This is a genomic window from Butyricimonas faecihominis, from assembly GCF_033096445.1.
GTDB lineage: Bacteria > Bacteroidota > Bacteroidia > Bacteroidales > Marinifilaceae > Butyricimonas > Butyricimonas faecihominis.
Map to the genome: position 1 here is coordinate 3,675,575 of NZ_AP028155.1, position 13,480 is coordinate 3,689,054.

General features: G+C 41.0%; 16 protein-coding genes. 12 read left to right on the forward strand and 4 right to left on the reverse strand.

Annotated elements, in window-relative coordinates; translation table 11 throughout:
• Nucleotides 1-12: 12 nt before the first annotated feature.
• The 9 genes from R8806_RS15225 (at nt 13) to R8806_RS15265 (ending at nt 8,179) form a co-directional block, all read left to right on the forward strand.
• Entirely contained in the window at nt 13-1,536 is a 1,524-nt protein-coding gene (locus R8806_RS15225) for a DUF4998 domain-containing protein (protein WP_124317164.1), read from the forward strand.
• Nucleotides 1,537-1,552: 16 nt separating this feature from the next.
• Nucleotides 1,553-2,644 carry a redoxin family protein gene (locus tag R8806_RS15230; protein ID WP_124317163.1) on the forward strand — a complete coding sequence of 364 codons (1,092 nt, stop codon included), beginning with the start codon at nt 1,553-1,555 and terminating at the stop codon, nt 2,642-2,644.
• 22 nt (nt 2,645-2,666) lie between these two features.
• Entirely contained in the window at nt 2,667-3,161 is a 495-nt protein-coding gene (locus R8806_RS15235; RefSeq protein ID WP_124317162.1) for a hypothetical protein, read from the forward strand.
• 7 nt (nt 3,162-3,168) lie between these two features.
• A complete protein-coding gene (locus tag R8806_RS15240; RefSeq protein WP_151411917.1) occupies nt 3,169-3,966 on the forward strand; it encodes a hypothetical protein in 798 nt (265 codons plus the stop codon).
• Between the two features lie 16 nt (nt 3,967-3,982).
• Nucleotides 3,983-4,678, forward strand: a complete 696-nt coding sequence (locus R8806_RS15245; RefSeq protein WP_151411907.1) for a hypothetical protein — start codon at nt 3,983-3,985, stop codon at nt 4,676-4,678.
• Nucleotides 4,679-4,926: 248 nt separating this feature from the next.
• Entirely contained in the window at nt 4,927-5,622 is a 696-nt protein-coding gene (locus R8806_RS15250; protein WP_151411900.1) for a hypothetical protein, read from the forward strand.
• Between the two features lie 170 nt (nt 5,623-5,792).
• Complete coding sequence (locus R8806_RS15255; protein ID WP_151411892.1) at nt 5,793-6,326, forward strand: hypothetical protein; 534 nt, start codon at nt 5,793-5,795, stop codon at nt 6,324-6,326.
• Nucleotides 6,327-6,389: 63 nt separating this feature from the next.
• Complete coding sequence (locus tag R8806_RS15260; protein WP_124317160.1) at nt 6,390-7,604, forward strand: retropepsin-like aspartic protease; 1,215 nt, start codon at nt 6,390-6,392, stop codon at nt 7,602-7,604.
• Nucleotides 7,605-7,735: 131 nt separating this feature from the next.
• Nucleotides 7,736-8,179 carry a hypothetical protein gene (locus tag R8806_RS15265; RefSeq protein WP_124317159.1) on the forward strand — a complete coding sequence of 148 codons (444 nt, stop codon included), beginning with the start codon at nt 7,736-7,738 and terminating at the stop codon, nt 8,177-8,179.
• A 53-nt stretch (nt 8,180-8,232) separates the two neighbouring features.
• Here R8806_RS15265 and R8806_RS15270 read toward each other — a convergent pair whose 3' ends face one another.
• Nucleotides 8,233-8,559 carry a hypothetical protein gene (locus tag R8806_RS15270; protein ID WP_124317158.1) on the reverse strand — a complete coding sequence of 109 codons (327 nt, stop codon included), beginning with the start codon at nt 8,557-8,559 and terminating at the stop codon, nt 8,233-8,235.
• 740 nt (nt 8,560-9,299) lie between these two features.
• On the opposite strand from R8806_RS15270, the gene R8806_RS15275 reads away from it, so the two are divergent.
• A complete protein-coding gene (locus R8806_RS15275) occupies nt 9,300-9,665 on the forward strand; it encodes a type II toxin-antitoxin system RelE/ParE family toxin (RefSeq protein ID WP_124318223.1) in 366 nt (121 codons plus the stop codon).
• Nucleotides 9,628-9,978, forward strand: coding sequence for a helix-turn-helix domain-containing protein (locus tag R8806_RS15280; protein ID WP_229782942.1), 351 nt, complete (start codon nt 9,628-9,630; stop codon nt 9,976-9,978). Before R8806_RS15275 ends, R8806_RS15280 begins: the two co-directional genes overlap by 38 nt.
• A gap of 129 nt (nt 9,979-10,107) precedes the next feature.
• Here the strand turns inward: R8806_RS15280 and R8806_RS15285 are convergent, their stop codons facing one another.
• From R8806_RS15285 to R8806_RS15295, 3 genes are all read right to left on the reverse strand, one after another.
• On the reverse strand, nt 10,108-10,908 hold the full coding sequence (locus R8806_RS15285) for a nucleotidyl transferase AbiEii/AbiGii toxin family protein (protein WP_087419081.1): 801 nt from the start codon (nt 10,906-10,908) through the stop codon (nt 10,108-10,110).
• Nucleotides 10,905-11,708, reverse strand: a complete 804-nt coding sequence (locus tag R8806_RS15290; protein ID WP_124318222.1) for a type IV toxin-antitoxin system AbiEi family antitoxin domain-containing protein — start codon at nt 11,706-11,708, stop codon at nt 10,905-10,907. Before R8806_RS15290 ends, R8806_RS15285 begins: the two co-directional genes overlap by 4 nt.
• Nucleotides 11,709-11,771: 63 nt before the next feature.
• The gene (locus R8806_RS15295; RefSeq protein ID WP_124318221.1) at nt 11,772-12,299 is read right to left on the reverse strand and encodes an RNA polymerase sigma factor; all 528 of its coding nucleotides are present in this window, start codon (nt 12,297-12,299) and stop codon (nt 11,772-11,774) included.
• Nucleotides 12,300-12,408: 109 nt separating this feature from the next.
• Between R8806_RS15295 and R8806_RS15300 the strand changes: the two genes are divergently transcribed.
• On the forward strand, nt 12,409-13,437 hold the full coding sequence (locus R8806_RS15300) for a FecR family protein (RefSeq protein ID WP_151411885.1): 1,029 nt from the start codon (nt 12,409-12,411) through the stop codon (nt 13,435-13,437).
• The last annotated feature ends 43 nt before the right edge of the window (nt 13,438-13,480 follow it).

A 13,480-nucleotide genomic window follows, 5' to 3' on the forward strand; every position in this document is an offset into this window, starting at 1 on the left:
AATAGATGAATTATGAAGAGAATATATATAATCATTGTTTTGACGGCAATCTTTGCCGGAATCTTTGCCGGGTGTGAAGACCAAGAAGATACGTGGGAGGAGTATGCGGGTAATGGTCGGATTCGTTACACGGGAAAATGTACGGATGTTTTGTTGAAATTGGGATGGGAGAGTGTTGTTGTTTCTTGGAAAAATACGTTGGACCCGAATCGGGAAAATATTTTGATAGAGTGGGTTGGTGGAGAGCAGACCGGAGACTCGCTTTTGACGAAAGATATGGAAAGTTGTACAATTAAAAATTTGGGTAACGTGACATACACGTTTCGTGTGTATGCCGTGGATAAAGAAGGAAGGCGTTCTTTGGGGGCCGAGGCTTATGGGCGACCGTTTTCCATGGCGCATGAAGCGTTGAACGGGTTTACCCCGGTTGTGACGAAATGCTTTCCGTTGGGAGAGGATAAACTGGTTCTCTATTTTGACCGCTGGCAAAATACCTTAGCGGCAGCAAGCCTTCGGTATTATAAGAAATCAAATCCGAACGAGCTTGTTACCTTGGAATTGACGGATACGGACAGTATTCTGAAACAAAGGTATTACGTGGTGGATAACATTGATGTAAACAAGGAGGTAGCGGTGGAGCGGAAAGGGCAGTTGCAAGAACTTCCCGGAGTGGATATTGTTTTTAATTCCCTGCCGTTAGATGTACATCAGCGGGTGTTTAATAGTGATTTTGTTCGGGAGATTCAAACTCATTATTTCATTGACGAATTGGATGAAAACTTTATTAACACGGTAGAGGTGTTGGAGTTTGATTATGACTTGTCCACATTGGAAGACTTGTTTTATTTCCCGAACTTGAAAAAAGTGGTGTTGGGTAAGAACCGGTATTTATACGAGGCCTATAAGGATGCTGTTAAGCAGAGCGTGTTGGCGGATACGGCAGCCAGTCGGTTTGCCTTGGAAGCGCTTCATGAATTGCAAGGAGTGGAAGTGGAGAGATATAACAAGCATTATTTCCCGAATCCATTGTCTGTGTTGAAAGAACAAGGACATTCGGAAGTGCCTGCCACCTTGCACTATTTTACGGCTGCGGGAATAACGGTTTTACCTTCCGATCAGACTGGGTATAATGCTCATCCTGAATTTTTATTGGATAATAATCAGGCGACGATATGGAATCCTCAGCAGATAAATTCTTTCCGGCAGCATGAATTGCTTATCGATTTGGGGAAGGTGGAGACCGTTTCCGGATTTAAAGTGGCGCAGGATGCGACGAGCCCGATCAGTAGTCCATGGGACACGAAACATAATTTCCGTCCGAACCTTCTGAAAGTGTTAGTGTCAAAAGATCAAGCATCTTGGGAAGGGGCTACTTTTGATGAAGATAACGAGATTGGGAATACGGCGGGGGAGATCACGTTACTTCGTATGAAACAGCCTAAAGAAATCAGGTATGTCAAAATAACCGTGAGCGATCAGGCTTATTATGCGAATTTTGGCATAATCTTGGCTGATTTTGTCGCCTTTAGTGAATGATGATAAAAGGATAATTATGAAAAGAATCATGTTATTTATAGCTTGCATGGCCCTTTGGGGGCTATGCAATGCTCAAAAAGGTTACCACATTACGGGTAATTTAGGGCAATTGCAACAAGATACTTTTTATTTGGTCGTTCCCAATCTGAACGGGACAGTAAATGTGTTGGGAGTATCGATACTTAAGGAAGGGAATCTTGAATTTAAAGGACAGGTTCCGGAACCCGTGATGGCAACGATCATGACATCCGATCGTCAGGGAATGATCCCGTTAATGCTGGAGAATACAGATTATTCAATACAGATTGGTGCGGAGTCTATTGAAGTGGAAGGAGGAACGGAACAAGCTGTTTTTAATCAATTCAATGCGCTGCAAAGAGAGGCCAAAAAGCAACAGCAAAAGTTGCAATCTGACATGAAGACAGCCTACGAGGATGCCAACCAGATGCGGGTTCAGGCTCTTTCCGGGCAAGCGCAGAAGTTCATGCAGAATATGCAAAAACGGCAAACAGAGATCGTGAAAGAGAATGCGAATACCAGTACCGCCGCGTATATCGTATTGACTTGTGGGTTGCAGGCTCCTGTTGAACAGTTGCAGGAATTGTATAACTTATTGGGTGAACAAGCCAAGAGTTCTGTCTATGGGAGAATTATTGCCGCCCAATTGTCGGAACTCGGACGAGTGGCAGTTGATAAAGTGGCTCCGGATTTTACGGTGAATAGTCCTGAAGGGAAGCCGATTTCGTTGCACGGAATTAAAGCCAAGGCGAAGTTAGTGGATTTCTGGGCATCTTGGTGTGGTCCCTGTCGGGCAGAAAATCCTAACGTGATCCGGTTGTACAAGAAGTATCATGATAAAGGCTTGGAAGTATTGGGGGTATCTTTGGATGATAACAAATCTAAATGGGTACAGGCGATTATGGAGGATGGGTTGCCTTGGTTGAACGGTTCCGACCTGAAAGGACAGGCTTCGGAGATTGCCCGGATATATGGTGTACGGAGTATACCTTTTACGTTACTATTGGACGAGAACAATCGGATTGTAGCTAAGAATCTTCGCGGGAAAGAATTGGCAAAAAAGATAGAGGAACTACTGAAATCTAAATAATTGAAAATGTAAATTTCTAGTTATGAAAAGAATTATAATACTGTTAGGTATCTATTTTTGTATTTCTGGCGTGTATGCGCAAAAGTTTGAGGCAACCCCTCTTGATGAACAAGGAGACGTGTACGAGATAAAAATCAGGCAGTTTAACAAGTTGTTCGGTAAGTGGTTTACCGTAGAGCGGGTTGCAGAACCGACAGATGGAGATGTGGCACAACGATCGGAATGGAGGGATTCGTGTGCGGCAAAATTGTTAACCCCGGAGTTGAAAGAAATTTTAAAGGAGGCGGCAGATAAGGGGGGAGGTAGTTTTTGGATAGCTTTTTATTGCGATTCGGACGGTAAAATCCAGACGGTAACATTCACGATGTCATCATCCGTGTACGTGAATTTACCTAACAAAATGCTACAAGAGCTTTATCGGCGGGCAATGGAGATTATGATGAATCCGAATTACTATAAATTTGACGGGGAACACGATTACGCGATTGATACAATAGAATTGATGCAACGAGTGTAAAAAATTTATGGTTACGAAAGAGTGTTTGAAAAGGATTATATGGATTCTATTGTCAGCCGTCTTCTTGGTGGGATGTTACGATGACGGAAATTATATAGCAGAAGAAGAAACGATTGAAAGTGAGAGTTCTTTTTATTACGAGTCGGAGGAAGTCTCGTTGAGTATGGTCTTGTCATTATTTGATATAATAAATAGTGATCCGGGCATACCGAAGGAGGATCTCGTGCGTATGTGTGAGAGTATTTGTAATGTAGTTAATATCGAATTTCCCCGGTTAAGAGATGTTATTCGCGCACTTGTGAATTTGAAAAAGATAAGGATGAGGATAGTTTTAGCTAAAACAGGGGAAATAAAAGAAGGATATGCAGATTGGAATGACGGGGTGATCAGGATAAAAGAAAAGCGAGTTTTAGGTGATCCTTCTATAATTATTCATGAAATGATACATCAGTTGCAATTCGGTTTATGTGGCGGTTCGGCTTATATGCGACCGGATTTTAAACGTAATATTGAATTTGAAGCATACCTTATAATGGATATAAGTATGGCTGAAGCTTGGCTAAAACAGGGGGCGATCCCTGATGCGAGTAAATTACATTTCCTGTATGGAGTGAAGGATACGGTTCTCGTTATGGATTATATCAATTTTTTATGTAGGGTCTATGAACGGGCCATTAGTAAGGAAGAGTTTGTATCAGAATTTAATCGTTTTGCAGAAAAATTTAAGGCTTACACGGGGACTGAATATTCTCCTAATGGTGTCCCGTCTTTAATCTTTAGCTTGTGGCCGTTTGTATGGCATTAATTAAATAAAAAGAGATATGAGGAAAATATTTTTTTTGGTGATTGTTTTGTTTGCAATGCAGCACCTTTCAGCCCAGAAATTTGTTTTGATGAAAGATACAGCGTGGATTGAAAGCAAAGATAGTTGTGTCTATCGAGTGGAAGGGTATGACCAATTGATCTCGAAAGAGAAATTCAGACATTATATTGTGATACGTTCGCGATCTTTGGAAAGTGCGTGGTTGGACTGGTTGAGTTGGTCGGTGCTTCCTCGAGAAATTCGTCCGTTTATCAAAAAGTGTGAGCCCGGTCTACCGCGTCCCATGTTTGGGCCTCGTCAGCTTTTTGATACTTATAGAGGTTTGATGTTAGAGTTTGTTCTTGATGGGCATGGAAATATTATAACCGTATTTTTTTATGTCAGTAAAGAAATACGTGATAAGATAACGGAAAAGCATCTGAAAAAGATGTATAATGCTATAATGAAACACAAAATGCCCTTGCCAGTAGTGGAGGAAATCTTGGCTTCACACCAGAAATTTTATGAATGGGATGATCTGTCACCGGATTCGACTCGTATCGGGTGTATGGTAGATATGGGCAGCGAGATAGAATTTTTAGAAGAATTGAAAAATTTCGAGTGGCAGGAGTTGAGAGAGATACGGGAAGAACGTGAGAAGAAGTGGAAGGAGTGGGAAGAGAAGGAGTGGAAAGAGGGAAGGTTTAGGCTATAATTGATGAACAGGTGTTGAGAGTGTGTTCCTGTATGGAGTGGATGATACGGTTCTCGTTATGGATTATATCAATTTTTTATGTAGGGTCTATGAACGGGCGATTAGTAAGGAAGAGTTTGTATCAGAATTTAATCGTTTTGCAGAGAAATTTAAGGCTTACACGGGGACTGAATATTCTCCTAATGGTACCCCGTCTTTAATTTTTAGCTTGTGGCCGTTTGTATGGTATTAATTAGATAAAAAGAGATATGAGGAAAATATTTTTTTTGGTGATTGTTTTGTTTGCAATGCAGCACCTTTCAGCCCAGAAATTTGTTTTGATGAAAGATACAGCGTGGATTGAAAGCAAAGATAGTTGTGTCTATCGAGTGGAAGGGTATGACCAATTGATCTCGAAAGAGAAATTCAGACATTATATTGTGATACGTTCGCGATCTTTAGAAAGTGCGTGGTTGGACTGGTTGAGTTGGTCGGTGCTTCCTCGAGAAATTCGTCCGTTTATTAAAAAGTGTGAGCCCGGTCTAGCGCGTCCCATGTTTGGGCCTCGTCGGCTTTTTAATACTTATCGAGGTTTGATGTTAGAGTTTGTTCTTGATGGGCATGGAAATATTATAACCGTATTTTTTTATGTCAGTAAAGAAATACGTGATAAGATAACGGAAAAGCATTTGAAAAAGATGTATAATGCTATAATGAAACACAAAATGCCCTTGCCAGTAGTGGAGGAAATCTTGGCTTCAAACAAGGAATTTTATAAATGGGATGATCTGTCACCGGATTCGACTCGCATCCGGTGTATGGTAGATATGGGCAGCGAGATAGAATTTTTAGAAGAATTGAAAAATTTCGAGTGGCAGGAGTTGAGAGAGATACGGGAAGAACGTGAGAAGAAGTGGAAGGAGTGGAAAGAGAAGGAGTGGAAAGAGGGAAGGTTTAGGCTATAATTGATGAACAGGTGCTGAGAGTGTGTTTGTTATTAGTTTTCTTTCAATTATCTTCCTAGAGGATTTTTATGTTTTCTTCGAAATGGAAGGGTGAGGGTGGGCAATCTAATGCGAGTTTTATTCCTTGGATAATTGAGATGTATTACTATTAATATATAATATTGAAAATTATGAAGTTAATTATAAGTTTGTTCGCTTTATTATGTTTCTCTATTTGTTTGAATGCACAGGAAGTAGATCGAGAGGTGAAAATTGAGAAGGTCTTGACTAAACATTGGGGAGATAGTACATTTATGTATTATGTCGGGGGAAAATTCTTGCAATATGGCTTTGAAAAATTAGCACCTTCTGTGAAGGATGATACTCTCCTTAAAGAGAGGGAAAGAGAATTGAATTCTCTCATTTTTAGTTGGAGTAAGGGGAGCGTAAAAGAAGTACAAAAAATTCTCCAAGATAAAGAAGAATTTGGCCTTTTGGTTTTTGAGGTCTATTTTGATAGAGATGGAAAAGCTGTTGGTGGTACTCTTATGATGTCTGAAAACGTGTTTAATATACTAACGAAAAAGGAAGTTATAAAAATCTATCACCGGATGATGAATAGGATATATGAAACTCGTTATTATCGTTTTGAAGAACAAGATAAATTGGGTTCTATGTGGGGATTTCTCATTCGTCCTGCAGATTATTTGGCTCCTGTGAAATAGAAGAAGTAATCATGAGAAAGAAAAAAGTAAAAGATATGAAGTGACAAAAAATGAAAGAAAAATATGGGAAATAAGATGTTAACAAAGAACTTGGTTTGGAGAAGTAAAAAATGTAGCAAATCTGTATTGTTATTTTTAGTCGTGGGTTTATACCCTTTGTTACTTGACGCGGCGCTTGCTACGCAAGATAGTATCGTAACTTCTTCGGTCTTGAATTATAATGATTCTCATGGTGTACCTGTTGTCAACGTGTCCATAAATGGTAGGGGATACTCTTTCCTGTTTGACACGGGGGCGGGAATGACCTGTATTTCGGACAAGGTGGTTAGCGAGGCGGGATTGTTTCTTCGTTCGACGAGTAACTATATCGTGGGGATGGATGGGAATGTGTCTTATGCCACAATTTCTTCGCTTGTCTTCGGCGATGTAAAAGCGGATAGCTTGGAAGCGATCGTGTTACCCGGGAATAATCCGGGGCTTCGTGCAATAGGTGTTGATGGTATCTTGGGAGCTAATGCTTTTTCGGATTTTGTCGTAACATTTGATGCGAAGACGAAAACCATCATGATCGAGAAATCGGTTATCAGAGAGGAAGGAGATTGGATGCCGATGAAACTATGGGATGGCCTTCCCTTGCTGGCACTCAAATTGCGTGGAAAGGAAGAGTTATACGATGTTCCGGGGGTATTTGATAGTGGAAGTAGTATGGGGGCTTTTGGTTTGCCTTCGGTGAAAGGTTTCGAGGAGTGGACAGCTGCCGGGCTTATCGATAGCGTGGAAGAGGGGCAGGGAACTACCACGCTTATGCTTGGGGGACGGGTAGGTATGGATAAATTGTATCGGGGTGAATTGAAAGAATGTCATATCGGGAACGGAGTTTTTTCTGGAATCCCGGTATATACAGGTGGCATTGACTATCTGTTACTTTGTTTTAAAATCACGGATCTCGGTAAATTGACACTGGATTATCCGAACAAACGTTTTAGTTTTACAGCCTACGAGGGTGCTGCCGTTTGGGAAGGGGATCAACGTCCCGTGACCACGGCCGTGATTAACGGGGAACTCAAGATTACGGCGGTGTGGGGTAAGGAAGCCCTTGAAAAGATTGCCCCCGGCTACACGGTGACGGCTCTTGATGGTAAACCGACCAATAAAGTACCCCCCGGGATACCCAATATTGACGTGTTTATCGGGATGGTTAAGGCCAAGACGGTTACGGTTCGGGATATGGATGGGAATGAACTGACCCTGCCTGCAACCTTATTTTTGGCGGAATGAGAAAAATTTATATATGATTTTTTGAAATTGATGCGACCATTTTCCTCTAATTCCGTATTACATTTGTAGTATAAATCGGAATTAACAGGAAGATTAGATGATTTAGTGATTGATTTTTTAATGTAAATACAATGAAACGAGTAAATTTATTCATTCTTTTAGTTGCTGGAACATTATTATTCTTTGGTTGTAAGGATAAGACAAAAAACGAGGCTTCTGGGAATGCGGAAACAAAATCTACGGTCACGGTCGGATTGAGGTCGGCTAATACTGATACATTGAGAGCGACGAGTATAGATTCATTACGTCATCCCTGTCGGGGATGTCTGGATACGATTACTGAAATCCCGTATGATATTCCGGCACAGCGATTCGATGAAACGGCACAGGCTTTGGCTCATGCCACGGGATGTTTTATCGAGACGGATTTGGCAAAGACGGGTAGCGTGAAAGTAAATGCCGTGAAAGGTAAAATGAGTATCCGGGATGCGATTCGCGTAGCAATTAAAGGTACGAAACTGCAAATCACCGAAGAAAAACCGGATCGTCTGAAAGTAGAGATTGTTGAAGAATAGGCGTTGCAAAAATCATCAGCTCCTTGTTGGGGTTCTCCGGGGAGCTGATGAAGTCAATCAAAATTATCTTTTACCATTTGTTCTCCGAATAGCCGGACTCGTACTTCCCGGATACGGTGGTCATATTGTTCGTGGGGGAGTCCTCCTTTTATAGCCATCTGCTTCATGGCTGAGTATTGCTTTATTTCTATTTCACCTAAGCGATAATCCTGTAAGCTATATCCTTCGTTTGTAGCTCTTTGGACAAACATTTCATGGGCTCTTTCGAGACAGGCGATAGCCTCGGTACATTGTTGCTTGATGGGGAAATTATCTTTTTCCAAGGTTTCGATCTCTACCAATAGATCGTGCATCCGTTGTTTGTTTTCTTCTTCTGTCATGGTGTGATATTTAATTATTCCTCAGAAAACGGTGTAAACGCTCTTGGTAAGAACGCTTGTATATTTGCTTTCCCGTTTCTATACTTTTGATGATCCGCGGACTCAAACCGGTATCATCTGTCAAATCCTGTTGGGTCAAACCAAGCAAAGTACGACGGTTCTTTAATAAGTTGATAGAAATCCATAGTGCAATATATTTCCCTTTTAGTGCAAATTTGCGATAAAAATGGGATAATTCAACCGTTTTGGACAGTCCCAATTTATATCCTAATCTAACCCAGATAAAGTGGTAATCTAACCGAGATTATCTCACTTAAGCAGAGCTTATTCGAAGCTTTCACAGAACTTAAATATTGTGGAATGTGGGAGCTACGTGTAAGCTTCGAGGGTTCTTCGAATAAGTGGGATTATTTGGGTAACTTCTCCTTAGGTTCTCTTTAGGTTCTCCTTGTACTCCTGCTTGGAATTAGAGTTTTTACCCCGTAATAACATCGTGATAATACTGTAATAATCTCACGTGACTATTATACCGTCCTTTCAGTACTCTTTCCGGTATATTGGGAATGGGTTATGAAAGGGCGATGAAAGGGCAATGAAAGGGGCGGGGGAGATTATAACGATAGTAAAAGGGTGGCTTATCCCTGTTTTATCCCTGTTGATGTTTTCTAATAATAAAAACGGATGAATCATTGATTTTTGTTCACTAATTAGTTATCTTTGTAAAAGCAAAAATACTTGTTATGGCAGAAAAAAGAGAATATGTTCGCCAAGTAGTAGCGTATGCAAATTATTTTAAGGATTTCAAAAAGACTTTATCTCGGAATACTTTGCGTAAAATCTACCAGATTTTTATTTATATAATGACGTTAGAGCAGGTCCCGGAGATATTTCTTAAGGCAGTTGTTGGGGTGCATGGGCTTTTTGAAGTTAGAGTTGAAGAGGGTGGTAATATTTATCGAATTTTTTGTTGTATGGACGAGGGTAATTTGGTGATATTGTTTAATGGTTTTCAGAAGAAAACGCAGAAAGCACCTCTCAGGGAGATAGAACGAGCTAAACGGATTATGAATGAATATTTTGCTAGTAAAGACAGGAAAGGAGAATAAAATGATGAGTAATGATGAATTGAAAGCAATAGGATGTACTCCGATTGAGGATTTAATCACGGAAGATTTTGGTGCTATCGGGACGGAAGAACGTAATGAATTTGAAAATGGTTGTGAGGCATTCATTATAGGGGAGCAATTAAAAGCGGAGCGTTTGAAAGCGGGCATGACGCAGGAGCAACTTGCAGCTAAAATAGGAACAAAAAAAAGTTATATTTCCCGTATCGAAAATGGACATGCAGATATTCAGCTTTCCACGTTGTTTAAGATATTTCAAGGGCTTGGACGTAAAATTAGTTTTACTATAATGTAATTTCATAAATCCCTTGTTCCCAAACGAGGTGAGTAGTTTATTACTTCACCATATGTTTCCGTAAAATAAGAATCGCCTCCCCCCGGCGTTTGTTATAGACGGTTTGGAGGGCGAGGCCCAATAAGTATATTATCTGGTCCAAGAAAGTCTATCAATGAGCCTCTCTTTCACAACTAGATATGCCTCTTGGGGGTTGAATGAAATCTCCGGTCGCAGTAATAATTGTGAGTCACCAAGGAAATCTGGATCTTGTATTTTCTCCTCCATGTTGAGAATAAATTGTTTGTAGGTGGGTGGCTGTTGTACTGTAAACCTCATATACTTGTGATAGCAGCGAATCACGTCATCTGGATTTACATCCGTTTGTTTTAATGCAACGTACAGATCAAATAAATCACGCCCTTTCTTTCGTTGATAGAGCGCACGTAATTTCGTCCCCAATAATTCAGCAAATTGGTAGGTAGTAATCTTACAGGAACCGGAAAACCATTTATTTCCGACCGAGAAAGGAACTTCTACCAGGCCCATTTCAGTGAAATGCTCAAAGCAGTTTATCTCCAGTTTCAAACGAATCGGCATGACGGGAGGTATTTCGGATTCCATACGAAATAGCATGGTGTTATTATATCGTTTCTGTTTTGTTACTTTATTTGGCATAAAATCAAGAACTTCGCCTAGTCGGGACATGATGGATTTTATGGGGCCGGCAGTTATTTGTACCAGATCAATATCTTCACTATATCGAGGCTGAGGGGAAAGATATAATTTATGAAGAGCCGTACCTCCACGGAAAGCCAGTTGATTTCGCAGAAAGTTATCGTTAAAAATAGCCACGAGACAACGTGAAATCAGTAAATCCTGTTCCACTTGAGCATTGTCCGTCCAAGGTACTTGTGCGCCCCATTCTTGTATCGCTGATCTGTTTATCATATATCGTCTATTTCTATTGTTTGATTAATAATAATTTTCCATTTGTTGTTTCGTTTGTTTCCACGGATGGGCAGACAATGTGCAAGAGGTGTATAGCCGGGCTTTTTGTTTAGTAGACATAATTGCTGATACAGCATCTCGGCCTGTTTTGTCTCTTCCAGTATATAATCCAATATATATCCGAGTCGTTGAATCGATGTTAATGAGGCTGTCTGAAATAAAGTATTTGAGTTTTTGGAGAAGTCGATAGTTTCTACTAATTCAGAAAGAACTGTGGCGGCAACGGACAATCCTCCTATCTGATGCTCGAATTGTACGAGGTCAACAGCTGTCAATTCAGCTGATGAATAATGAATTATCCCGGTTTCGGAATTCTTGCTGCAAAGTAAATTTTCGGGAATATCTTTTCTATAATTCCAAACGATAAGGTTGTTTTTCCGTGCAGATGTTGTTACCACGGGGCGTAAAGTCGTGACAGAGAAGCGTTGAGGGCGCTGGTGGGCTGCACCATGAATTTCCGCTGCACTGAGTAAACTGATATAATAAGGTTTAGCGAGATATTCCATCAGTTGGTCGATATAATAAGTGGGGGGAACGATACCACGAACTGAATATTGTATCGGAATCACGGTATAAAAGCTTTTGTAAACTGATTGGATAATTTTTTGCCTTGACAGACGGTACAACTCGTTCATGATATGTTGTTCGGGCATGTCACTAAAATTGACTTTTACATCTCGATATGAGAATGTGGGCTTACCAAGGCTTTCTTGTTGTTTTATCCAATTTCTTATAGTCATATCAATATAATTTGTTGTAAAGATAATCATTTTTTGATTAGGGTTGCAATAAATTATGGACAATTACTTCACCATATGTTTCCGCAAAATAAGAATAGCCTCCCGGCGTTTGTTGTAGACGGTTTGGAGGGCGAGGCCCAGTTGTGTGGCGATTTCTTCGGGTTTCCAGCCTTCGAGGTACATGCGGATAACCGTGGCGTAATCGTCGGGCAGGAATTTTAGTGATTCGTACAGGGAATGAAATAATTCCACTTGCTCGATGTCTTCCGAAAATTCGTTTTCAATTTTACTCTCCAGTTCGAAACGTTGCTGGTATCCCAGATGCTTGATTTTATTTTTGTAGGCATTCTTCAACGCGATAAAGCAAAATGTTTTGATGTAAGGGATCGACGAGAATTGGACGGATTCCCGGAGCCATATATCGGTGAAAATATCTTGGATAACGTCCTCTGCCGGAAGATTCAACGGGTTGAAAATGTGGGTTGCGTATAGGTATAATTCTCTATATATCATTCGATAAACGATACTAAACGCTTTCGGGTTTCGCCGATTAAAAGATTCCAAAAGGATTATATCGTCCTGTTTTGACATACATCCAATATAGATTTATTTGTGCAAATGTAAATCTTTTTTGAAAATAATCACTTTTCTACGGTAGTTTTTCCTGTTTCAGTTTATATATGTGTAAAAAGATATAGATATGAAAACTGAAAAAGATATAGAAGAAATGCTGGATAACGTGAAAATCCCTTCGGATGAAGAGGTTGAGGCCGCGGGGGTGCGATTCGATCGGCGGCTGCGTCGTGTGAGAATGCGCCGTCGGATCATTTGGAGCGGGAGTTCCGTGGCGGCGGTGCTGTGTTGTGGGCTCGTGTTTGCCTCGTTGTGGGTACGTGAAAAGGAAGAGGTGCCTGAGGTGACAAAAGTGGTCAGCGTGATCAAGATGGATCACGATTTTGCCGTGCCGACATTGATTCTGGCGGACGGGAATAGTTTGAATCTGAAAGGGAAAAAGATGGATTCCGTTGTTCAGAAATCGAACATTCAGATTGCGAATAACCATATCATGTATGATACGGCAAGGACTGCTCGTGAAATTGCGTACAACACTCTGATCATCCCTGCCGGGTTCACGTATAACGTGACGCTTGCTGATGGGACGGAAGTAACCCTAAATGCCGGGAGTCGTTTGAAATACCCGGAAGAGTTTGTCGGGGATTTGCGGGAGGTGGAATTGTCGGGGGAGGCTTATTTTAATGTGACGAAGTCGGGGCAACCGTTCGTGGTAAATATTGACGGTTCTAAAATCCGGGTTTACGGGACCCGGTTTAACGTGAAGGGACGTTCTCAAAAGACAGTCGAGACCGTGTTGATCGAGGGGAAGATTGGTTTTAAATCTCCCGGTCGTGATGAGATTCAAGTCATTCCCGGAGAACAGGTCGCTTATAACGTGGGGTCCGGTGATATTAAAGTGGAACGTGTGGACGTGCAATATGCCATGGCGTGGCTGAATAACGTGTTCCGCTATCGGGACAAGCCTTTGGATCTCGTGCTGGAAGATATTTCAACTTGGTACGGGGTCGAGTTTGAAGCCCGGACGGAACTGGCCCGGATTGAAATAACCATGAATTTGAGTAAAGAGACTCCGATTGACGAGGTGATTCAATTCCTTGAAGAAATGACGGATTGTAAATTTATAAAAGAAAGGGGGCATTACATCGTGAAGTAAAAAACAACAAGTAAAAAAATTATCCCGCTAGGCAGGATAATTT